The following is a 22,734-nucleotide window of genomic DNA, read 5'->3' as shown; positions in this document are numbered from 1 at the left end:
CATCATTAAAGACAATCAGCATGAAGCTGGTTGTTTTTTTGTGTGCAAATATTGATTGACATCTGTTTTTCATAATGATATTATGTAATAACTTGGCCAAAAATATCTTTATTTTACATGGAATAATATAAAGTTGCATATGAAATAAAATGAGGAGGGGTACTATGAGTAATTCAATCAGTCAGGAATTTAGATTATTTTCGTTGTTAAGATTCGCATTGCCGTCTATGATTATGATGGTATTTATGTCATTATATACGATTATAGACGGTATCTTTGTGTCCAGATTGGTTGGCAGTGAAGCATTATCGGCAATCAATATTGTTTTTCCGGTTTTAAATGTACTAATTGCTGTTGGAATTATGTTAGCATCCGGGGGAAGCGCTGTAATTGCCAAGAAATTCGGAGAAGATAAATCAGAAGAAGCTAGAAGAAACTTTTCTATGCTTGTGATAATTGGCGTTTTGTTTGGAGTAGTAACGATGATCTTAGGAAATCTGGCAATTACACCTATTGTAAATATGCTTGGCTCTACTCCGTTAATTGAGGAAGAGTGTATCACATATCTCAGTATTTCTTTGTATTTTTCTCCGGCATGTATGATGCAAATGTTATTTCAGACTTTTTTTGTTACGGCAGGGAAACCGCAAATTGGTTTAGCAGTGACAATCTGCGGTGGAATTACGAATGCAGTGTTGGATTATATATTTATGGGACCTTTACATATGGGAATTTCAGGTGCAGCGCTGGCAACGGGATTGGGACAGCTGATACCCGCATTAATAGGTCTATTTTATTTCTTTTTTATGAAAAATGAGCTCCATTTTGTGAAGCCGATCTTTGATATAAAAGTATTAAAAGACAGTTGTCTGAACGGATCTTCTGAAATGGTAACTAATTTATCAAATGCGGTAATTACGTATTTATTTAATATTATTATGCTGGAGTTGATGGGAGAGAAGGGGGTTGCTGCGATCACGATCGTATTATACGGACAATTTCTATTTAATGCACTCTATATGGGATTCTCTATGGGAGTAGCTCCGGTGTTCAGCTTTAATTATGGAAGAAAGAATGAAGCTCTTTTAAGACGGATATACAAAATATGCGTGTTATTCATTGTTGTTTCCTCTGTAATTATTACGGTAATAGCGCTGGCAGGTTCCGATTTGATCGTGGCAATCTTTACGCCGCGGCACACGGAGACATTTGCCATAGCGGTGGGAGGTTTTTTCTTCTTTTCATTTAATTACCTTTTTGCAGGGATTAATATATTTGCGTCATCAATGTTTACTGCGTTTTCTGATGGAAAAGTTTCTGCGATCATTTCTTTTTTGCGGACCTTCGGTTTTCTGGTTGTGTGTATTTTATTGCTTCCAAAGGGTTTAGGTGACAGTGGTGTATGGTTGGCAGTGCCGGTTGCAGAATGTCTGACGGTATTTATATCTATTTGGTTTTTCTGGAAAAAAAGAAATGTATATCATTATATGGGAAAGTAAGGACAGATTTCGCGAGTATATTTTTTGAATTTATTTGGGATTTAAGAGAAAGGCTAAAAGAGGGTAGTATCACTTTAGGTAAGAGTTGATACTACCCTAAAATAATTTTGTTTTTTAATAATCTTTTCCGATATCTTCGGGTGTCAGTGTAACATATTCATGCTTACCATCTTTTGTTTTACGCCCAACTAATAGGAACATAATAAGACCAATTGCGCAGTAAGCAAATAAGGAAATGTAACCTCCTAAGTTTAGTTCCATACAAGATCCAATAATAATCCATACGGAAATGATCATACCAGCAATAAACAGGAGATTTCCACCAGGAGCCCTATAAGGACGCTTCCACTCTGGATGTTTCTTGCGTAAGACCATAGCATCTAGACAGCAAGCAAAGTATACTAGGCCCGCAGCAACACAAGATACAGCGTAGATGTACTGAACCCAGTTATCACCACTGAAAATGCAGAAGAAAATAGTAAAGATTAAAACAACGGTGTTAGCAGCTACAGGCTGACCTTTTGAATTTAATTTTGTAAATACTTTTGGTAATTGATTTAATTGGCCGGCACCATAAAGTACACGCGCAGATGAAGTCCAAAAGCCCATTAAAGTAGTCAGTGCGTGAAGAATACCAGATATAATTGCAATAATGGCAATAATCTGAGGTAGAGAATACATTTTTATAAATTCCGGCTCTGGCATGCCCATTTCTTGAACCATTGTCCATGGTCCCATACCTCCGATAGCCATGACAACGACGAAGTATAAGATTGCAGGAACAAAGAGTGCAGACAAAATAACTTTCCACATTTTGGAAACTGGGAAATTTGTTTCTTCAATCATAGTAGGAGTCATCTCAAATCCGATAAATTTCAGTGAAAATACAGCCATAGCAATGAAGACCCCATGGAAACCTTTCGGGAATAATCCGCCATCTGCTACAATATTTGATGCGGACCAATGACCACTAAAGAATAGAGAGCAGCTTACGATCAAAGATCCGATAATCATAGTAAAAAAGAAGATATTCGCAAGTTTTCCAGTAATTCCAATGTTAAAGTTTGAAATAATATACCAAAGAATAACAATGGCAATTGCAACGTATACAGAGCTTCCTTCTGGAATTGGAACGAAGTAACTAATTGCGGTAATAAAAATAAATGCCATCATTGGTGGTTCTACAACTTGAACGAGAAACATCATCCATTGAGCCGCCCAACCAGCTTTATGTCCGAAAGCATTTGTTGTCCAAATATCTACTGCTGAGGCAAATGGAAGCATTGCAGTCAATTCTGAGAATGTAAGACCAATTGGAATCAAAAGGATGGCAAGCAATGGGAAAATGATTGCTGCACCAGCTCCAGTTACTGAAAACCAATAAGGTGCCTCCGCAAGCCATCCACCGATGACAGCACCTGATGCAAGAGCAACCATGGAGACAAAACTTAGATTACGTTTTAATTTAGGTTCTGACATAGTATCCCTCCTTTTTATGAGTATATTATGATAATGCCTCAATTAATTCATCTGTGTTGATAACATGACAATAAATATTATTTAGGATCTCTAATTCATTGTCTTGAATTCTCTGCGTTGAAGCCATACAAGCATCTTCGATCAGCCATACCTTAAAACTTTCATCGGCAAGACTGCGTACAGTTCCAGATACACATTGATCAGTAAGAACACCTGTAACAACTACGGTGTCAATCCCCATGTTGTTAAGCCATAGTCTAAGACTGGTTCCAGCTAAAACACTATCGGTAGTTTTGGTAACGACAATCTCATCGTCCAGTGGCTTTAATTCCGGAACAATTTCAGCAGAAGGTGTTCCTGGAGGAAGAAGAAGCTCATTATAACCGGTTGCTTTCTGATCTAAAGAACGATCACTTCCATCTTTTTTCTGACATTGGATTTTTGCAAAGCATATATTCATATTCCGATCACGAAATGCCTGCAATAATCTTTGATTATTTGGAACAACGACGGAATCAATCTTAGAGAAGAACGGCTCCCATCTTTCCGCCTCGGCCAATTCTTCGGGGGTGGGGTTTTCTAAGGTTGGTCGTGTAATAAAAACATGCTGCATATCAATAACTAAAAGCGCTGTTTTCTTGGGATCAATCTTAATTTCTCCCATGTCGTTATCATTCTCATAGTAAAATGATACGTATCGGTTGTTTACTCTCATCGTATATACCTCCTTATATATGTGATAAATTATGAATTGTTTGTATTATAAATATCTTTATAGATAATGTCTATATAAAAGTGGATTGTTGATAAGCAAGGCGAAGAATATGATAAAAAAATATCAAAGTATGCTGATTTTATGAAATTATTTGTTAAAATTGTTTTTATTTTCTTTGGTTTATGACAAAGAATTGTGGTAATATTATAATAACGAGATAAGGTGGTGACTATATGTTCAAAGTGATCATTGCGGATGATGAGGTAATAGAGATTGAATATTTACATAAAATGTTTCGGAAGCACTCAGAAGAATTTCATGTTGTAGGGACCGCTTCCAATGGTGAAGAGGTCTTAAGGATAGTTGAGGAGACAAATCCCGACGTGATTATTCTAGATATTTGTATGCCCGGAAAAGATGGACTTGAGGTAGCAGAAGAGGTGAAAAGAAGGTTTCCAGATATCTGTGTTATTTTAAATACTGCATTTGCAGAATTTGAGTTTGCGAGAAAAGCGATTGAATGTCAAGTAGATGCCTACTTATTAAAGCCGGCTTCGGAAACATTTATTATAGAAACAATCAAAAAATGTTTGAAGAAAAAGAAAAGAGAGGAAATAGAGGAGAGAGAAGAGAAATTAGGAAATCAAAATTTAGATTGTGTTATTAATTATATTGAAAGACATTATAACGAATCTATTTCACTTAAAGAGTTAGCAAACATTGCTCATTTTAGTCCAACATATCTTTCGCGTATGTTCAACCAAGAAATGGGATGTACACTTTGCAATTATGTTAATAAAAAAAGAATTGATAATGCAAAAAGATTACTTATAAAAGCAGAACGGAGCATCCAGGAAATTGCAATGGAGTGTGGGTTTATTAATATTTCTCATTTTAATAGAGTGTTTAAGAACCTAGTTGGAAAATCACCGATGGAATACAAAAAGGAAAGTGAGAAATAACATGGACTTGAGAGATATTGTTACCGAAGAATTTCAACAGGAAATTCAGGAGTCGTTTGCGTATGCGACAGGTTTTGGTGTTGTTTTTATAGATAAGGAAGGAAAGCACATCGGAGAAGGAAGTAATTTTACCGATTTTTGTAAACAGATAAACGGTACAGAGGAGGGTGCAAGGTACTGTGCAAGATCTAATTGTCAAGCAGTGCATATTGCATTAAAGACACAAAAGCCAAGTATTTATATCTGTCATGCAGGGCTTGTAAATATTGAGATCCCTTTAATTTGTGATGGATGTTATGCAGGAGCAGTGACGGCTGGTCAAGTATTCTGTTCAGAAAAAGGATATTATCCACAGGATTTTCATTCCAATGTTTCAGGGTGGTTGTCGGATAAAAAATTATCAGAATATTATAAAAGGATTAAAACACTAACACCACAGCAGATTGAGGCGGTTGCCACTGCTCTAGCCAATATTTCTAATTATATTTTGCAGAATTTTGCATATCGTCAAGCACAGGAAAAATTTTTACTCTATGAGAAAAAGCAGGCAGAATTAGAAAATCAGTTGAAGGATGCACAATTAAATATGCTGCAGAAACAAGTGACACCACACTTCATTTTTAATGTAATTAATTCGGCATCTAGAATGGTAGCATTAGAACAATATGAAAAGGCAGAAAAAATGTTAAATTCTTTTGCAGGAATGATGCGTTACAATTTAAGAAATTTAAAAACTTATGTAACGATTGAAGAAGAGTTTGATTATATAGAAAAATATTTATTTATTCAAAAGATTCGTTTTGGGTCAAGGATAAAGTACGAAGTATCTTGCGAAAAGATGTTAAAAAATTTTTCAATACCTTTTTTTTCTGTTCAGCCACTGGTAGAAAATTCTATTGAGCATGGAATCTTACAGAGAGTACAAGGGGGAAGTATTTCGGTTGTTTGTAAAAAGCAAAAAAAATCGGTTATTATTAAGGTGGAGGATGACGGAGTAGGAATTCCTGAAGAGATACTTCAAAATATCAAAGAAAAATTATTTCTGAGTGAGCAGGAGGCCGTGGTAGATCATATAGGAATTTATAATTGTTGCCATCGGTTGAAGCTTTTCTTTGATGAGAAGATAAAGTTTGATATTTATAGTGAAAAAAACAAAGGGACGAAAGTAGAGATTGTCATTCGATGTAATTTGCGGCCTCCGACATTATAGAGCCTACAGGCTCATCTCTACAAGATGAGCTGCTGCTTCCATGTCATCTTCCATAAATCCCTGAGCGCAGGTCAGAATGGTTTCTATATAATCGAGAGAAAGTGACAGCTCCTCTGCAATCTGATTCATTGTCATCCCCGATTCGTTTCGGGTGATGACATTTTTAACGTCTTCTTTAATTTCTGAAAATGAAAGTTTTTCGTTCATATTAGAAAGCTCCTTATTTGTTTTATTAGAAAGTTTTTAATTCTAAAATCTTGTCAATCAATCGGAAAGCCACCTGATCTTTACCCATGATGGGGAGTTCTGTAACTGTGTCAGGGGTAATAAATGTAACAATATTGGTATCCGTTTCGAAACCAGCGCCTGCCATCTTTAAGTTATTGGCTACGATCATGTCGAGCTTTTTCTTCTGCAATTTTTTTTGCGAATTCTCTAACATGTTCTCGGTCTCCATGGAAAATCCGCACAAGAATTGACCTGGCCGCTTGTGCTCTCCCAGATATTTCAGAATATCGTCAGTGCGTTCCAGAGGAATTGCAAGCTCTGCGTCCGATTTTTTCACCTTTTCATCGGCGATATGGCTTGGCCGGTAATCGGCAACAGCTGCCGCTTTGATGATAAGATCCATTTCTGGAGCATGGGAGGTGACGGCGTCAAACATGTCTTTTGCAGAAGTGACAGGAATAGTACGGACGAACATTGGTGCAGCCAGTGCAGTTTTGCCGCTTACCAGTGTGACATCTGCCCCGCGAAGCATACAGATCTTTGCGATATTATATCCCATTTTTCCGGAAGAATGATTGGTTAAGTAGCGGACAGGATCCAAAGCTTCTTGAGTTGGGCCTGCTGTGACCAGAACTTTCATTCCGGTCATGTCCTTTTTGCAGGCACAGACTTTATAGATATATTCAATCAATGTCTCAGGTTCTGGCATTTTTCCGGCACCCACATCTCCGCAGGCAAGGCGTCCGCTTGCGGGAGTGACGACTTCCATGCCGTACTTTTGAAGCAGAGCAAGGTTGTCCTGGGTGACAGGATTTTCATACATACCTGTATTCATTGCCGGGGCAATGATCTTAGGAGCCTTGCTTGCAAGAACGGTTGTTGTCAGCATATCATCGGCCAGACCATGTGCGAGCTTAGCGATCACATTGGCGGTGGCGGGCGCAATCATAATGGCATCTGCCTTCTGTGCAAGAGATACATGTTCTACGCTAAATTCAAAATTTCGGTCGAAGGTATCAGTGATACATTTGTGTCCGGTTAAAGTTTCGAATGTAATTGGAGTAATGAAATTCTTGGCATTCTCCGTCATAATAACGCGGACTTCTGCTCCGGCTTTGACAAGGAGACTGGCAAGGGATGCGCTTTTATAAGCGGCAATGCCTCCGGTAACCCCAAGAAGAATGGTTTTTCCTGTTAACATAGCAACTTAATCCTTTCTTATATAATGTCAAATTCAAAAAAATCCTGCAAAAATTATTAGAATTGTTAGAATCATTAATTATCACTATATCCTGTTTTTCGTTATCTTTCAAGGACAGAATTGAAAAATAATACTTGTTGATAAGTAGGTATAGATGTTATACTAGCAAAGTAATTGTATTGTATCTCGCCTAGCGAGAATGATAACAAGGAGGAATTGAATAATGGAAACAAAGAAACACGACACTCGTTGGTTAGTCAGTGTTGCACTTATGGCAGCAATCATTATCGTGTTGGCAAATACGCCGCTTGGAATGATTCAGCTCCCTATTATTAAGGCGACAACTGTACACATTCCGGTAATTATCGGAGCGATCTTGTTAGGACCTTCTGCAGGAGCAATGTTGGGAGCGGTATTTGGAGTATGTTCGTTAATAAGTAATACGATGGCACCGACTCTTTTATCATTTGCATTCTCTCCTTTTATGAGTACGACAGGGATACCGGGAGCGCTGAAAGCGATCTGGATTTCAGTCGGATGTAGAGTGTTAATAGGAGTAGTGGCAGGATGGTTGTGGAATTTCTTACAAAAGATGCATGTAAACAACTGGATTGCACTTCCGGTAGTAGGATTTGTCGGTTCTATGGTAAATACGATTTCTGTTATGGGCAGTATTTATTTACTATTTGCACAGCAGTATGCAGAAGCCAAGGAGGTTGGTATTACAGCCGTATGGGGACTGATTATGGGAACGGTAACGGCGTCGGGAATTCCAGAGGCGGTTGCGGCGGCAGTGCTGGTGACGGCTCTTGGGAGAGCATTAGTACAGGCATTTCGGAAAATGAATATTGGAACAGGCTGTGCACAGACTGTTCGTTAAGAAAGATCAGATCTTCTTTCATCGGGAATTTTTGTTTTTGAAAATTTCCGATGTCAGAAGGTCTTTTTTGATGACTGGTTAAAGGAAAAATGATAAGATATGGATAATGAGCTAGGAGGTGGCACAAATGGAAACGGCAGTGGTAAAAGCATATCGAAATACAAACGCAGTCCGAAGATTTTTTAATGGAACGCTGGGAACGATATTCTGTATTTTACTTATAATGGTTCTGTTTTTCAGCGAAGGTGGAGCGATGGTGGTAAGGCTTATCGTTCTTGGAATTATTTTTCTGGGACTGCAATTGGGGAAAAAAGGAATCTTAAAATATTTGGATCGGCAGGAGTATCTGTTTTATGAAGATCGGATTGAAGTGGCCGGCTGGAAGAAAAAAGTGATTCCCTATGACGAGATCCTGATGACACTTCAAACAAGAAGGATACAGGTCAGAAAAGAGATGTTCTGTATTCCGATTGGGGAAAAGGGATTTTTAAAGCTTCAGTATGAGATTGGAGAGAAGAGACGGGAACGAAAACAGAGGGAATGTATTGCATTTTTAAATGAGAAACTTCCGGCTCCGCTGCCGGAAATGACGAACCGAATGAAGGATATCCTTGATAGGAATTATTATTTTTCGAAAATGCGTAAGACGAGTGGAAGATGGATTTTGGTTTGTGCGCTGATTCATGGCTTTTTGCTGGCGTCAATTGGTGGGTTGGAGATGATGATGATGACGGTTATGGCTCTTGTTTTACAGCTTACGTTTCTTTTTACGATGTTTCACAAGACAGAGTGGGGAAGGAAAGCAAGAGCCAGGCTTGATGAAGAACTGAAGGAATATCCGCATTTGGAAGTGAAGGTGAAGCAGGTTACCTATACCAGAGTTTGGATTGTGACAGCCGTTTACATTTTGTTGTATCTGTTTTGGTTTTGGGTTTATCTGGCGGTATAAGATGGAGGAGTTTCATGTTACGTGAAAAATATTATGAATGGAAAAACTGGAAAGAAATGGTACATACGACATGGAATCCAGATGGCCCGGGGGCAATTCGGATTCATTTGATTCCACCTAGATTTTCTTTGTGGAAATTCGTGCCGTCGGTGGTAATTCTGAATGGGAATCAGATCCTGCCGCTTAATGAGTCCTGGGCGATTTTGCTTACTGAGTTTATTCGGCATCTGAATGAACACGGGGAGAAAACCATGACGGAGGAGGAATTGGATGAGCTTTTAGACGAGACGTGCAGCGAGGTTCAGAAGGTATATCCGTCTGCTTCCAGAGAACGACTGATGGAAGATCTGGATCAGATGGCGGGAGTTTTTGAAGATATTGCAAGAGGAAGAGAGCCGAAACTTAAGATTGGGCAAATGAGTATTGGAGAATATGCGCCTTATATGAAGGCGCCTCATCGGATGGATTTGATGGTGAGTTCCATGGAAAAAGAGGGGAAATGGAACTGTAATCAGAAATGCCTGCATTGTTATGCAGCGGGACAGAAGTATGCAGAGACAAAAGAGCTGACGACACAGGAGTGGAAAAAGGTAATCCAAGCGTGCCGGAATGCAGGGATTGTACAGCTTACTTTCACGGGAGGAGAGCCGACCATGAGAGAGGATCTGCCAGAGCTAATTGGAGAAGCGAAATGGTTCATTACTCGTTTAAATACGAATGGAATAAGGTTGACGAAAGAGTATTGTAAGAAACTTCGGGAGGCAGAACTAGATAATGTCCAGATTACATTATATTCAAATAACCGTGATATCCATAATTGCCTGACAGGTTCTAAGCATTTTGATCAAACAGTAGAAGGAATTAAAAATGCGGTCAGCGCTGGGTTGTCTGTTAATGTGAATACACCATTGTGCACGCAAAATCAAGATTATGTAGAAACAGTAAAGTTTCTTAAGTCACTTGGCGTTGTCTACGTGACCTGTTCTGGGTTGATACCAACGGGAAATGCAAAGACAGAAGCATCGGCGTCTATGCGTTTGTCTAAAGAAGAGATTGCCAGGTGTGTAGGGGATGCCGCGGAATTTTGCTTTCAAAATCAGATGGAGATTACGTTTACATCTCCGGGATGGCTTTCAGAGTCCTTCTTTCAGGAAAGAGGAATGGAGACGCCATCCTGTGGAGCGGCACTTAGTAATATGGCAGTGACACCGGACGGAAAAGCGGTAGCATGTCAGAGTTGTCTGGATCGGGAGATTTTGGGTGATATGTTGCTGGATGACTGGAAAAAGATTTGGAAAAATCCAAAATGCAGGAGATATCGGGAATATGCGGCAAAGATGTTTAAGAAGTGCCCGCTTTGGGAGGAGGAAATACATGAGGACAGAGAATAGATGGATAAAAAGCTGTCTGAGAGTTCTCCTGTTATGTCTGTGTTTTTTTGTGTTTGGCCAAAATGCAAGAGCCAAAGAGCAGCCTCTTGACGAGATCGAGAGGGAATCTATTTGGCTGGAAACACGGGATGATGGGTCTCTTGACATTACATATGAAATTGATTGGAAGGTACTAGATGATACCAGTGAAGGGCCGCTTGAGTGGGTGAAGATCGGAATTCCGAATGAATATGTAGAAGAGATCACGCCGCTAAGCGGCAGTATCGATGAGATTTCCTATTATGTAGATGATGGAGAATATGTTCGGATTGATCTTGACCGGGAATACAGGGAGGGTGAGTCGGTTCGGATGAAATTTTCGATTCATCAGCATCAAATGTATCAAAATGATAAGGATGCCTACCGCTATACTTTTACGCCGGGGTGGTTTGATGAGATGGAAATTAAGGAGCTGGCAATTGCTTGGAAGGCAGAGGAAGGAACGCTTTCTTCTATGGAGGAAACCAGTTTAAATGGAGAAAAGTGGTATATAGAAAGGTTTTCCAACCTTAAACCGGGAGAAAAAATAAGTATAAAGATGGAGTATCCTAAAAATCAATATGCGTTTTGTGATGATTATAACAAGAGGGCCAGAGAGGGAAGCCAGGCGGATATGGTCATGACAATCGTTATGTTTGGGGGATGTATGGCAGTGCTGCCCTTAACAGTGGTTGTAATGTATGCATTTCGGAAAAAATGGTTTCAGAAAGATAATTACGAAAGACATTCTGGTCTTGGGACGGCTTACGTAAAAAGGAGCGGTACTTATTATGGACACGGACGCTCCGGAGGCGGAGGCTGCGCATGTGCATGTGCCTGTGCATGCGCTGGTGGAGGACGAGCCGGATGTTCCAGAAAGGATTTCTATTATCGGCGTATGATACAAATGGGTTTCGGGCAGTGTGATGCAAAAGGTCTCAAACAGAGATTTGACAATTTAGAAGAAAAATAGTACAATAATGCAGATATTCATAAGATGAGGTTGGAAATGCAACCATATTTTAAAACAGAAAAGGAAAGAACAGTATGAAGGGACACTTAAAACGGTTACAGAAGACGGTATTTGCCGGCACATGTGTACTTGCTTTACTTTGCCCGATGACAATTGTTCATGCGGATGAGTTGGACAATATGGAAACCCAGTCCTCTGATTTACAGAGTGAATTGGACAATGTAAATAATGAGCTTCTTGAAATCGGGGGCCAGATTGCAGACAATGAAGTACAGATGGAAGCAATTAATGGTGAGATTGAGAAGACTCAGGAGCAGTTGTTGATTGCGAAGAATAATGAAGAGCAGCAGTATGAAGATATGAAGCTGCGGATTCAGTATATTTATGAAAACAGCGGAGAATCCATGTTGGGAATGATTTTCTCAGCAGAGAGTATGGCAGATTTCATCAATAAGGTTGATTTCATTACTACGGTCAATGACTACGACAGAGATATGCTGACAGATTTGCAGACGCTTCGGAAAAATATTGAAAATGAAGAGAAGCATCTGAAGGAGCAGCAGCAGGCATATGTAGATTTGGAAAATGACCTGACCCAAAAAGAGGCAGAGTTAACAGCTAAGGCGTCGGAGGCATCCACTGATTTGGCATCTTTGTCTGCGAAGATTGAAGAACTGAAGGCTCAAAAAGCGGCAGAGGCGGCAAGAAAAGAGGCTGAGAAGCTTCAGGCCAATAATTCCGGGAACGCAGGATCTTCCGGAAATGGAGGCGGTTCAGGAAGCAGTGGTTCTTCCGGCAGCGGTAAATATAATTATCCATCTGGTCCGGGACAGCTGAATCCGTTTGTAGGAGTGGTTTATTTTAACGGACATAAAGAAACCTATTATTCACAAAGAGTATTGCCGGGGCATGGATTGAACATTCCAGGACGCCATGTGGCGGATGACGGAACCATTCGTGATATTAATAATTATCTGTGTCTGGCAAGCAGTGATCATCCAAAGGGAACGAAGGTGGAGACATCTTTGGGAACGGGAATTGTGTATGATTCCGGATGTGCCAGTGGAGTGATTGATATTTATACAGACTGGTAGGGTTTCAGAGAAGAAAAGAAGATAAGAGAAGAAGCAGCTTTCTGTTTCCGGTGGAATGACCGGGAACAGGAAGCTGCTTTTATATGTTGTGCGCCTGGCGGCGCACGTTTCTAACGGGTTAAAGTCCCGAATTCGCCCGGTAGTGGGAAGGATATAGCCGAAGGCAAGGGTGTCCATCGTGAGATGGAATCTGAAGGAAGCTGGATGTGAGGAACATACTAACTCACGGGCAAATCTCTGGTCTGACGAACAGAAACCTCATATGAGGTCATGCATGAGGGTAAGACTGCAACTCAAGTTGAAGCCCAATAACTACACGGAAACATGTATGATAGATGAGGCAGATGGGTGGAGAGGAAGAAACGTGTGGTACCCAGGGAGACCTGTGTGGAACGCTTTGAAAGAGGCAACCACTGTACAAGAAAAAAGCAAGGCAGTGCTGAACGCACAGGAGTCAGCAGAAGTCATAGTAGCCGAGAGGTGAAGGACCGAATCAGTAGGAGTCTTGAGTATAACCGAGAAAGGAGGAGTGACTATTTATGACAGAAAACATTGAAAACAATGGCTGTTCGCAAAGAGATAGTGCGGAACACGAAGGGTATGCGAAAGCGTCTAGGTCGTTTAATCGGATATGGAAAGAAAGAGACAGTGCACAGCCGAAACTCTTGGAAGCGATACTGTACAAGGACAACTTTAACAGAGCGTATAAGAGAGTTAAGGCAAACAAGGGAGCGCCAGGAATTGATGGTATGACCATTGAGGAGGCTCTTCCGTATTTGAAGGAACATCAACGAGAGTTAACTAACTACATTTATCGTGGAAAGTACACTCCGTCTCCAGTGAGACGAGTTGAGATTCCAAAACCGAATGGTGGTATGCGAAAGCTTGGCATACCAACAGTGATAGACCGTACACTTCAACAGGCAATAACCCAACAGTTAGTGCCAATCTATGAACCACTGTTTGCAGATGGTAGCTATGGCTATCGTCCGAACAGAAGTGCCAAGGATGCTGTACTTAAGGTTAAGGAGTATGCAGAGCAAGGCTATACATTTGCTGTAGTCCTTGACTTGTCAAAGTACTTCGATACTCTTAATCACGAAATCCTCATCAATCTTCTCAGAAAGAATATAAAAGATGAACGTGTAGTACAGTTGATAAAGCGCTACCTGAAAAGCGGTGTAATGGAAAATGGAGTGGTCATCGACACAGAGGAAGGCTCACCACAAGGTGGAAATCTATCACCATTGCTTGCAAATGTCTATCTCAATGAATTCGATCAGGAACTCTTGAAGAGAGGTGTGCCATGTATAAGATATGCAGACGATATAGTGCTTCTTGCAAAGAGTAAGCGAGCATCTGAGAGGCTCTTGGAAAACAGTACGAAATACCTTGAGGAGAAACTGAAACTTACAGTGAATCGAGAGAAAAGCCGTACAGTCAGCGTGTTTGCAATCCGAAATTTTAAGTTTCTTGGCTTTGCATTGGGAAGGAACGGAAGTGGCATTTATGTCAGAGTTCATCCGAAGTCATGGAAGAAGTTTAAGTCGAGACTGAAAGAGTTATCTTCCCGTAGGTCATGTCAGTCAATCAAGCCGAGCCTTGAGAAAATCAAGGTGTATGTAAGAGGGTGGCTTAACTATTACGGTATTGCGAGCATGAAGAACAACATCGATGATATCAATAGTTGGCTCTATCACAGAATACGCATGTGTATATGGAAACAGTGGAAACTTCCTAAAACCAAGAAGAGAAATCTGATTAAGATGGGAGTACACGAATACTATGCGAATATGGCAGCAAACTGTCGAAGAGGACACTGGTACTGTGCAAATCTGACGACAGTCAAGAAAGCTATGACAAAAGAAAGACTGATAAACAGTGGCTTCTATGATTTAGCCACAGCTTATCAGTCTGTGCACGTCAACTATTGAAACCGCTGTGTACCGAACGGTACGCACGGTGGTGTGAGAGGACGGCGGTTAGTCACCGCCTCCTACTCGATTTATTTCATGGGGAATGAGATTGCACAATTTAGAGAATGGGATGAAAAGAGAGAACAGGATTGGGGTATTATTAAATATCCAGAACACGATTCTTTTGCACGATACATGAAAGACCTTAATTTTGCTTATCAGAATAATCCTACATTATATGAGCCGGATTACGAAAAAGATGGATTTATATGTGGAGACTATCATCAGGAAGAAACGTGTGTTTATGTTTATGAGAGAAGATGTAAAAAACAGCGATTCTTAGTATTACTTACTTTTTTCGATAAAAAGCAGGAATATGAGTTGAACAGAGGTGATATAAAGCGTTTGAAACTGATTTTGGCAAGCAATAACGAGATTTATGGTGGTGATAAAAAGTATAAGAGGGAGAAAGTTGTTAAGAGGATTAAAGGAATGTTAAATATTGAAATAGGTTCATTTACTGGCATAATATTTGAAATAGTAGAATGATTTTTGATATGAAAAGATGAAACGTCCAGCTTTCTGAAGAGATTGTAATAAAGAAAAATTAATATTGAAGTGTTAGGGCATGTAGAAATTAGTCTATGTGCTCGAATTGAAATCATATGAGGGAGTACTGTTTATTTTCTTACAAAAAAAGCCTTAAAACAGCGATTTTACGCAGTTCTTAAGGCTTTTTAAAGCAGGGGATGAGAGAATCGAACTCCCGCCAAAGGTTTTGGAGACCCCTATCATACCACTTGACCAATCCCCTGTATCAAGTGTGTGCTGTATCGCACTAGATATTTATACCATATAAACACAGAAAATGTCAAGGGGTTTATGAGTATTTTTTGTAGAAGTCTTAACTTGATTTTTATTTCAGAAATGTTTACTATGGAAACAGAAAGTAGAAAGAGAAACAGAAGGTGAAAAAAGTGATTATTGATATACCGGGATACCAAGTATTGGAATTAGATACGTTGTTAGTGGACTACAATGGAACGCTTGCTGTCGATGGAGAGATACGAACCGGGGTGAAGGAACGGATCAATCAATTAGCGAAGCGGTTATCCGTATATGTGCTGACGGCTGATACACATGGGACAGCCAGGCAGAAGTGTGAAGGGCTTAAAGCAGAGGTGTATACATTTCCAGAAGGGAGTGCGCTTGAGGCAAAGCATCAGATTTTGAAAAAGCTTGGAGAGCAGCATTGTGTCTGTATTGGAAATGGGAGGAATGATGTGAAAATGCTTCGAGATGCGATGCTTTCCATTGCAGTTATGGATCGGGAAGGCGTTTATGCCGGGCTTATGAGGGAGGCGGATCTCTGTGTGAATTCCATAGAGGATGGATTGGATCTTCTTCTTTATCCAAGGCGATTGATTGCCGGGTTAAGAGGATAGAAAACAATTGAAACGTTTAGAGAAGATGAATGGATAATACATAGTTAGCTATGAAATATATTACCGGATTTTAAGAAAAAGACTGTGGCAGAGAGGACGAGAGGATACAATAAACTCCCGATTCCTGCTACAGTCTTTTTATTTGTGATTAAGAAATAGTCTGGCCAGTGTATTTTTCCAGATCTTCTGTAAATTTCTGGATTTGGATATCCAAAGATTTTTGATCCGCATCCGTTAAAGAGGTCAGAAGATGGGATAAATCTGTCTGAATCTGAGCTGGGTTATAAGGAATCTCCAGCGCGAAATCACTGAACGCACGGATTTTTTGAAAATACATAGCGGTGTCCGGTTCTTCCTGTCCATTTCTGCACATGTGGTACATGGATACGCAGTCGGTAGCTTTGATCTCGGTACATTCTTTGCAAATCCATTTTCCAAGATAATAATAATGTCCGTTTACTTCATATAAGAAGCCGGGCAGTTTTAACAATGTTTTAAGTGTCATAATCCTACCTCCTTACGACGCTGCAAATGATGTATGCGCCTATCTGTTACCACAGTAGCAAAGAGGACGAAAAAATGCAAGCTATCCATAATGATTTTTCAACAGGAATGTTTAGTGTAAAAGTTTTAGTGGCATACACTTTAATGATGTGATATACTAACTAATTAAAGGAATAGACGAAAGAGGAGATGAATATGAAAAAGAAAAAATTAAGCATGCCTGTCAAGACGATGATAGGCCTTGCATTTGGTGTGGCAGCTGGACTTGCGCTGCAGAATCATGCAGAACTTGCAAAGGCGTATATTGGCCCCTTTGGAACACTGTTTTTAAATTGTATCAAAATGATTGTGGTACCGATGGTATTTTCATCGATCATTGTTGGTGTATGTGGGATTGGAGATGCGAAAAAGATTGGAAGAATCGGTGGAAAAACGATGCTTTATTTCTTGTGTACAACAGCCTGTGCGGCAACATTGGGAGTGCTGGCATCGAATATTCTGGATATTGGCAAAGGATTTGAGATTGCAGGAGATGTGGCGGAGGTGACGATTCCGGAGAATCCGGGGATCATCAATACGCTGATTAATATTATTCCTGCTAATCCGATTCAAGCATTGGCAAATGGTGAGATGCTTCAGATTATTGCATTTGCCATTATTATTGGCGGCGGTATTATGATGATCGGAGAAAAGGGGAAACCAATTTACCGTGCATTTGATTCATTGGCGGAAGCGATGTATGCGATTACAGGGGTGATTATGAAATTTACTCCGATAGCAGTGTTTGCGCTGATTGCGCCAATTGTTGCGGAAAACGGTTTGAAAGTATTGCTGCCTTTGATCAGCGTGGTGTTGGCAGTTTATGGAGTGTGTGTGCTTCATGCATTGATTGTATATTCCACATCCGTAAAAATATTTTCCGGAATCGGACCGAGAGAATTTTTCCGGAAATCTGCGGAGGCGATCGTGTTTGCATTTACGTCAGCAAGCAGTTCCGCAACCCTTCCATATTCGATGAAGTCGGCGGAAGATTTGGGCGTGTCCGAACCGGTGCGTTCCTTTGTACTGCCGCTTGGGTCTACAATTAATATGGATGGAACCGCAATTTATCAGGGAATCTGTGCGTTGTTCATTGCGAATGTGTATGGAATTGAATTGACATTGGTACAGCAAATCACAATTGTATTGACTTGTACTTTCGCATCTGTGGGCGCTGCGGGAATTCCGGGATCAGCCATGGTTATGCTGTCTATGGTATTGCAGTCGGTAGGAATACCGTTGGAAGGAATTGGACTGGTGGCAGGAATTGATAGGATTACGGATATGGCACCAACCGCAACGAATATTACCGGAGATATTGCATGTTCGGTTGTGGTAGGGGCGAGTGAAAAAGAGTCGGAATAGTTTTGAATTGTAGTCGGGGACGGAGTTTTTTGCAAAAGAACACGTCCCCGATGATCATTTACTTGGCCCATTTTTTCCACATCATGTGGAAAACCCCTGCGCCAACAGGGATAGAAAGTAGATAACTCCAAATGCCAATGGAATTTCCGAATTGTTTAGTGATTTCTGAAAATACGACCTGTGTCATTGGATAGTGTGGGCTGATGTAGAACATATTGAGATTTCCGTATTGGCATAGAGTGAGATTGAAAAGTGTAGCAGTCCCACATAGTCCCGCATAGAGAAGAGTGCCGCCTAAATAACCGGATAAAGAGTAATCAGCCTGGCGCGTCAGTCCGGCGGTGATACCGATCAGGATCATCAGGATATGCCACAGGAAAGAATGGAGGGTTAAAGGAGCATAGTCATAATGCATGCCACTGGTGTCAAAGAATGCAAATATTCCTGCCAGAAGACAGTAATCCATCAGAAAAGTGAGAAGTATCTGATGCAGGCGTGGATATTTTTTGTTTGAAATGACAGGCCAAATGAGGCAGATATACATAGGGATACTGCACAGCTGGAATGGGAAATACCACCAGTCGTAAGCTCCGTGGTTGATCAGGAAGGTGAGGGTTAATTGTTTCCAAATTTCACTTGCGGCCATTAGGATACCGCAGGTAAAAAAGAATGTCCGAAATTTTTTCATTTTTTAAATTCTCCTAGTATAAAGTGTATCTGATTTTGGATTTGTTATACACCGGGATGCATTCATATGCTATAATACGGATGTTGTCTGAATGTACGCAGATGAAAAGGGAATGTATTGATTTTACTGCGGCTATTTTGGCACGGTTTTCGGAATGAAGGCGATAAATATTTAAGGATAAAAAGAAAAAAGGAAGGGGGAATCAACAATGATTCGAGAGATCAAAAAAGAGGATCGACAGTTATATATGGAAATGTCGGAGGAATTTTATAATTCTGAAGCAGTGCTGCATTCGATTCCAGAATCATATCGGGAGGCAGCGTGGGAGGAAATGATGCGTTCCGAAGAATATGCAAAAGGATATATTTTGGAAAAAGATGGAGAGCCGGCGGGGTATGGATTAACCAGTTATACCTTTTCGCAAGAGGCTGGGGGAAAGGTCGTGTGGTTAGAGGAACTGTATATTCGACCACAGTTCCGTTGCCAGGGTCTGGGAAAAGAATTTTTCACCTATGTGGATGAAAAGATTGCGCCGACGGTAAAGCGGATTCGTTTGGAAATTGAGCCGGATAACTTAAGGGCAAAAAAGCTATATCTTGCAATGGGATATGAAGACCTTGCTTATGCACAGATGGTCAAAGAAGTACAGGAGGGAAAATAGATGCGTTTTGTGATTCAAAGAGTAAAGGAAAGTGAAGTTAGAGTTGATGGAGAAGTGCTTGGGAGTATTGGAAAAGGATTTATGGTGCTGATTGGAGTCAGCAATTCCGATACAAAAGAGATTGCTGATAAAATGATCAAAAAAATGCTGGGGCTGAGAATATTTGAAGATGAGCAGGGGAAGACCAATCTGTCTTTGGATACTGTGGGTGGAAGTCTGCTTTTGATTTCTCAGTTTACACTGTATGCAAACTGCAAAAAAGGAAATCGACCAAGCTTTATCGAGGCTGGGGCTCCGGGGATGGCAGAAGAGATGTATGAATACATTATTGAAAAATGTAAAGAGCAGGTAGAAATGGTAGAACGTGGACAATTCGGAGCAGATATGAAAGTAAGTCTGATAAATGACGGACCATTTACAATCATTTTAGATTCAGATAATTTATAAAGGGACAGGGTGAACCGCCATCGGGGACGGAGTTTTTTTAAAACGTACACGTCCCCCGATGGCGGTTATTACTTTCCTATCTAATTAATTTCTTGTAAAATATCCCAATTAATTCTTAAATAATCATAAATTCATTGACACATATTGTGATAATTACTAATATAATAGTTAGACTTCTAATTGATTTTAAAATTGAGTCTGATTTTGGAAATATTGACAGGAGGGATGATATGAACGGAATGCAGGATACGTCAGTTTTTTTGTTGCTCCATCAGATTTTACATTTGAGTAAATATCAGGCAATGAAGCGGATGGAAGCTTTGGATTTGAAGCCAAGCCAAGCGGGTATCTTATTTTTGCTGAATAAGCATGAAGGGATTTCGCAGCGGGAGCTGGCGGAAAAGATCGGAATTACACCGCCGTCGATGACGGTAGCGCTTAAGAAACTGGAGAGCCGGGAATACATCTTGCGAAAGCCGGATCAGGAGGATCAGCGGATTGTAAGGATTTATCTGAAAGAGAAAGGAATCCAGTGTGTAGAAGCCTTAGAAAATATATTAAAAGAGATGGAGGACCTTCTTCACCATGGAATGTCTGTAGAAGAGCGCCTGTTGTTTCGGCGGCTTACCATGCAGATGCGGGATAATCTGTTCGCATCAAAAGACTTAAAGGGCATGGATCTTTGTGCTTTGATGAAAGAGACCAGACATTCCGGCAGGCATGGATTTTAGAGAAAACTTAGGAAAGGAAGCAGAATATGAAGAAATTGTTTCGATTTTTAAAGCCGTATTCAGGTTCTGTACTTATGATTCTGATGGTGCTGATGGTGCAGGCATATTGTGATCTGTCTTTACCGACGTATACATCGGATATCGTAAATGTTGGAATCCAGCAGAGCGGAATTACGGAAAAAGTACCAGATGAAATTGCGAAGGAGGATTTGGAGCATCTGCTTTTGTTTGTGCCGTCTGCGCAGCAGAAGACGGTGCGGGAGGCGTTTGAAGAAAGTCAAAAATCATATGATTATGATGGAAAAGTTCTTGCGTTAAAAGAGTCGGTAAAAGAAGAGCAGGAAGAAGAGCTGGCGTCTGTTTTGGCTGTACCTATGATGATGGTATCAGGAATTGATTCTGGAAGCGATACAGCAGTGCAGATGGAAGAAGAAATGCGTCAGAAGATGAAGGAACAGATGCAGGCAGCAGCCCAGGGGCAGATGCAGGCAGTGCCACAGGCTCAGATGCAGGCGGAAGTTCAGTCTCAGACAGAGACGAAACTGCCGGATGTAGACAGCATGACCTTGTATGAAATGATCGGTATGATGGATCCAAAGCAGAGGGACCCTATGATTGATCAGATGGAAGAACAGATGGCTAAGCTGCCAGAGACGATGACAGAGCAGGCAGCTACTGTCTATGTAAAGGCAGCATACGAGAATATTGGTCTTGATACAGGGAAAATGAGTTCTTCCTATATTATGCAGACCGGAGCGAAGATGCTGGGGCTGGCAGCGCTTGGAATGTTGGCAAGTATTCTCGTGGGATTGATGGCATCCAAGGTTGCAGCGGGGATCGGTCAGGGGCTAAGACGCGATGTATTCCGGAAGGTGGTTGGATTTTCCAATGCGGAATTTGATAAGTTCTCAACGGCCTCTTTGATTACGAGAAGTACCAATGACATTCAGCAGATTCAGCTTTTGATGGTTATGCTGCTTCGGATGGTTCTGTATGCGCCGATTATGGCAGCAGGCGGAGTGTGGAAAGTCTTTAATACAAATGTGGATATGTGTTGGATTATCGGCCTTGGAATTTTGATGATCCTATTGGTTGTCATTGCACTCTTTGTTTTGGTAATGCCTAAATTTGAGATTGTACAGAAACAGATTGACCGCCTGAATTTGGTCAGCAGAGAGATTTTAACGGGACTTCCGGTAATCCGAGCATTTGGAACGCAGGAATATGAGGAAGAAAGATTTGACGGCGCAAATAAAGATCTGACGAAGACGAACTTATTTGTAAATCGTGCGATGACGTTTATGATGCCGATGATGATGTTAATTATGAATGCAGTGACGGTACTGATCGTTTGGGTTGGCGGACACAGCATCAATGATGGAGCAATGCAGGTGGGAGATATGATGGCATTTATTCAGTATACCATGCAGATTATTATGTCCTTCCTGATGATTTGTATGATCTCTGTAATGCTCCCAAGAGCGGCGGTGTCAGCAGAGCGTGTGGATGAAGTCTTAAAGAGTCAGACGCTGATTCACGATCCAAAGGAAGCAAAAACATTTTCGGAAGAGGGAAAAGGAGAGGTTTGCTTTGATCATGTATCCTTCCGTTATCCGGGAGCAGAAGAATATGTGTTGGAGGATATTTCCTTTACTGCGAAACCAGGTGAGACAACGGCATTTATAGGGAGTACGGGAAGCGGAAAGTCGACGCTTGTAAATCTAATTCCCCGGTTTTATGATGTGACAGAAGGTAAGATTATGATTGACGGAGAAGACATCCGGGAAGTAACGCAGCATGATCTGCGGGAGAAGATAGGGTATGTTCCGCAGAAAGGAGTGCTATTCTCAGGAAATGTTGCGTCCAATATTCTGTATGGAAATCCAGACGGAACTCAGGAAGAGATGGAAGAGGCAGCTAAAATCGCTCAGGCAACAGAATTTATCGAGCACAAGAAGAAGCGTTATCAGAGTCCGATTTCCCAGGGTGGAGCCAATGTGTCCGGTGGGCAGAAGCAGCGCCTTTCTATTGCAAGAGCGATCGCAAAACATCCGGAAATCTATATTTTTGATGACAGTTTTTCCGCTCTTGATTACAAGACGGATGTGACGCTTCGGAAAGCGTTAAAAGAAAAGACAGCAGACAGTACGGTTCTGATTGTTGCACAGCGAATCAGTACGATTCTTCAGGCGGAACAGATTATTGTTCTGGATAACGGAAAAGTCGTTGGAAAAGGAACGCATAAAGAACTTCTGAAGAATTGCGAAGCATATTACCAGATCGCATCCTCTCAGTTATCGGAGAAAGAACTGGCAGAAGACTTAAAGGAGGTGGAATGA

General features: G+C 40.8%; 23 protein-coding genes and 1 tRNA gene. 17 read left to right on the top strand and 7 right to left on the bottom strand.

Translation table 11 applies throughout. The features are described from left to right. The first annotated feature begins 164 nt into the window (after positions 1 to 164). Positions 165 to 1,499, top strand: a complete 1,335-nt coding sequence (locus tag WKT00_RS05300; protein WP_340261508.1) for an MATE family efflux transporter — start codon at positions 165 to 167, stop codon at positions 1,497 to 1,499. 114 nt (positions 1,500 to 1,613) lie between these two features. Here WKT00_RS05300 and WKT00_RS05295 read toward each other — a convergent pair whose 3' ends face one another. Both WKT00_RS05295 and WKT00_RS05290 read right to left on the bottom strand, forming a co-directional pair. Next, on the bottom strand, positions 1,614 to 2,978 hold the full coding sequence (locus WKT00_RS05295; protein ID WP_101695662.1) for an APC family permease: 1,365 nt from the start codon (positions 2,976 to 2,978) through the stop codon (positions 1,614 to 1,616). 25 nt (positions 2,979 to 3,003) lie between these two features. Continuing rightward, complete coding sequence (locus WKT00_RS05290) at positions 3,004 to 3,693, bottom strand: cysteine hydrolase family protein (protein WP_101695661.1); 690 nt, start codon at positions 3,691 to 3,693, stop codon at positions 3,004 to 3,006. A gap of 233 nt (positions 3,694 to 3,926) precedes the next feature. Between WKT00_RS05290 and WKT00_RS05285 the strand changes: the two genes are divergently transcribed. Then, positions 3,927 to 4,655 (top strand): response regulator transcription factor, encoded by a 729-nt coding sequence (locus WKT00_RS05285; RefSeq protein WP_340261502.1) that lies wholly within the window; start codon positions 3,927 to 3,929, stop codon positions 4,653 to 4,655. A 1-nt stretch (position 4,656) separates the two neighbouring features. Continuing rightward, a complete protein-coding gene (locus WKT00_RS05280; protein WP_340261499.1) occupies positions 4,657 to 5,865 on the top strand; it encodes a sensor histidine kinase in 1,209 nt (402 codons plus the stop codon). Between the two features lie 3 nt (positions 5,866 to 5,868). On the opposite strand, the gene WKT00_RS05275 is transcribed toward WKT00_RS05280, so the two are convergent. Both WKT00_RS05275 and coaBC read right to left on the bottom strand, forming a co-directional pair. Continuing rightward, a complete protein-coding gene (locus WKT00_RS05275) occupies positions 5,869 to 6,072 on the bottom strand; it encodes a hypothetical protein (RefSeq protein WP_340261496.1) in 204 nt (67 codons plus the stop codon). Between the two features lie 25 nt (positions 6,073 to 6,097). After that, complete coding sequence (gene coaBC, locus WKT00_RS05270; protein ID WP_340261493.1) at positions 6,098 to 7,294, bottom strand: bifunctional phosphopantothenoylcysteine decarboxylase/phosphopantothenate--cysteine ligase CoaBC; 1,197 nt, start codon at positions 7,292 to 7,294, stop codon at positions 6,098 to 6,100. A 223-nt stretch (positions 7,295 to 7,517) separates the two neighbouring features. On the opposite strand from coaBC, the gene WKT00_RS05265 reads away from it, so the two are divergent. The 8 genes from WKT00_RS05265 to WKT00_RS05230 all read left to right on the top strand — a co-directional run bounded on the left by WKT00_RS05265 (position 7,518) and on the right by WKT00_RS05230 (position 15,064). After that, entirely contained in the window at positions 7,518 to 8,174 is a 657-nt protein-coding gene (locus WKT00_RS05265) for an ECF transporter S component (protein WP_101695656.1), read from the top strand. A gap of 127 nt (positions 8,175 to 8,301) precedes the next feature. Next, the gene (locus tag WKT00_RS05260) at positions 8,302 to 9,123 is read left to right on the top strand and encodes a hypothetical protein (RefSeq protein WP_340261487.1); all 822 of its coding nucleotides are present in this window, start codon (positions 8,302 to 8,304) and stop codon (positions 9,121 to 9,123) included. A 14-nt stretch (positions 9,124 to 9,137) separates the two neighbouring features. Beyond that, positions 9,138 to 10,514: a radical SAM/SPASM domain-containing protein gene (locus tag WKT00_RS05255; RefSeq protein ID WP_173814498.1), complete on the top strand. Its 1,377-nt coding sequence runs from the start codon at positions 9,138 to 9,140 to the stop codon at positions 10,512 to 10,514. Then, positions 10,498 to 11,505, top strand: a complete 1,008-nt coding sequence (locus WKT00_RS05250; protein ID WP_340261483.1) for a hypothetical protein — start codon at positions 10,498 to 10,500, stop codon at positions 11,503 to 11,505. The genes WKT00_RS05255 and WKT00_RS05250 overlap by 17 nt, the downstream gene beginning before the upstream one ends. A 74-nt stretch (positions 11,506 to 11,579) precedes the next feature. Next, positions 11,580 to 12,599 carry a coiled-coil domain-containing protein gene (locus WKT00_RS05245; protein ID WP_244094113.1) on the top strand — a complete coding sequence of 340 codons (1,020 nt, stop codon included), beginning with the start codon at positions 11,580 to 11,582 and terminating at the stop codon, positions 12,597 to 12,599. Between the two features lie 274 nt (positions 12,600 to 12,873). Beyond that, on the top strand, positions 12,874 to 13,083 hold the full coding sequence (locus WKT00_RS05240; RefSeq protein WP_340261480.1) for a hypothetical protein: 210 nt from the start codon (positions 12,874 to 12,876) through the stop codon (positions 13,081 to 13,083). A 55-nt stretch (positions 13,084 to 13,138) separates the two neighbouring features. Next, entirely contained in the window at positions 13,139 to 14,533 is a 1,395-nt protein-coding gene (gene ltrA / locus WKT00_RS05235; RefSeq protein WP_340261477.1) for a group II intron reverse transcriptase/maturase, read from the top strand. A 78-nt stretch (positions 14,534 to 14,611) separates the two neighbouring features. Then, complete coding sequence (locus WKT00_RS05230) at positions 14,612 to 15,064, top strand: hypothetical protein (RefSeq protein ID WP_340261474.1); 453 nt, start codon at positions 14,612 to 14,614, stop codon at positions 15,062 to 15,064. A gap of 194 nt (positions 15,065 to 15,258) precedes the next feature. On the opposite strand, the gene WKT00_RS05225 is transcribed toward WKT00_RS05230, so the two are convergent. Continuing rightward, a tRNA-Trp gene (locus tag WKT00_RS05225) sits at positions 15,259 to 15,329 on the bottom strand. 163 nt (positions 15,330 to 15,492) lie between these two features. Between WKT00_RS05225 and WKT00_RS05220 the strand changes: the two genes are divergently transcribed. After that, the gene (locus WKT00_RS05220) at positions 15,493 to 15,960 is read left to right on the top strand and encodes an HAD family hydrolase (RefSeq protein ID WP_340261580.1); all 468 of its coding nucleotides are present in this window, start codon (positions 15,493 to 15,495) and stop codon (positions 15,958 to 15,960) included. Between the two features lie 148 nt (positions 15,961 to 16,108). Here WKT00_RS05220 and WKT00_RS05215 read toward each other — a convergent pair whose 3' ends face one another. Beyond that, positions 16,109 to 16,465 (bottom strand): hypothetical protein, encoded by a 357-nt coding sequence (locus WKT00_RS05215; protein WP_340261471.1) that lies wholly within the window; start codon positions 16,463 to 16,465, stop codon positions 16,109 to 16,111. Positions 16,466 to 16,659: 194 nt separating this feature from the next. Here WKT00_RS05215 and WKT00_RS05210 point away from each other — a divergent pair, with 194 nt between their 5' ends. After that, on the top strand, positions 16,660 to 17,868 hold the full coding sequence (locus WKT00_RS05210) for a dicarboxylate/amino acid:cation symporter (protein WP_340261468.1): 1,209 nt from the start codon (positions 16,660 to 16,662) through the stop codon (positions 17,866 to 17,868). 58 nt (positions 17,869 to 17,926) lie between these two features. Here the strand turns inward: WKT00_RS05210 and WKT00_RS05205 are convergent, their stop codons facing one another. After that, positions 17,927 to 18,556: a TMEM164 family acyltransferase gene (locus tag WKT00_RS05205; protein WP_173814496.1), complete on the bottom strand. Its 630-nt coding sequence runs from the start codon at positions 18,554 to 18,556 to the stop codon at positions 17,927 to 17,929. Positions 18,557 to 18,764: 208 nt separating this feature from the next. Between WKT00_RS05205 and WKT00_RS05200 the strand changes: the two genes are divergently transcribed. The 4 genes from WKT00_RS05200 (at position 18,765) to WKT00_RS05185 (ending at position 22,734) form a co-directional block, all read left to right on the top strand. Beyond that, a complete protein-coding gene (locus tag WKT00_RS05200) occupies positions 18,765 to 19,217 on the top strand; it encodes a GNAT family N-acetyltransferase (protein ID WP_101695647.1) in 453 nt (150 codons plus the stop codon). After that, the gene (dtd, locus tag WKT00_RS05195) at positions 19,218 to 19,664 is read left to right on the top strand and encodes a D-aminoacyl-tRNA deacylase (protein ID WP_101695646.1); all 447 of its coding nucleotides are present in this window, start codon (positions 19,218 to 19,220) and stop codon (positions 19,662 to 19,664) included. Positions 19,665 to 19,894: 230 nt separating this feature from the next. Beyond that, positions 19,895 to 20,395 (top strand): MarR family winged helix-turn-helix transcriptional regulator, encoded by a 501-nt coding sequence (locus tag WKT00_RS05190; protein WP_101695645.1) that lies wholly within the window; start codon positions 19,895 to 19,897, stop codon positions 20,393 to 20,395. Between the two features lie 26 nt (positions 20,396 to 20,421). Further along, positions 20,422 to 22,734, top strand: a complete 2,313-nt coding sequence (locus WKT00_RS05185; protein WP_101695644.1) for an ABC transporter ATP-binding protein — start codon at positions 20,422 to 20,424, stop codon at positions 22,732 to 22,734.

Origin of the sequence: Dorea sp. ICN-14282 (assembly GCF_037890115.1) — a bacterium.
Classification (GTDB): domain Bacteria; phylum Bacillota; class Clostridia; order Lachnospirales; family Lachnospiraceae; genus Dorea_B; species Dorea_B phocaeensis.
The sequence above is the reverse complement of the archived record's forward strand: the minus strand, read 5'-3'. Positions and strand labels throughout refer to the sequence as shown.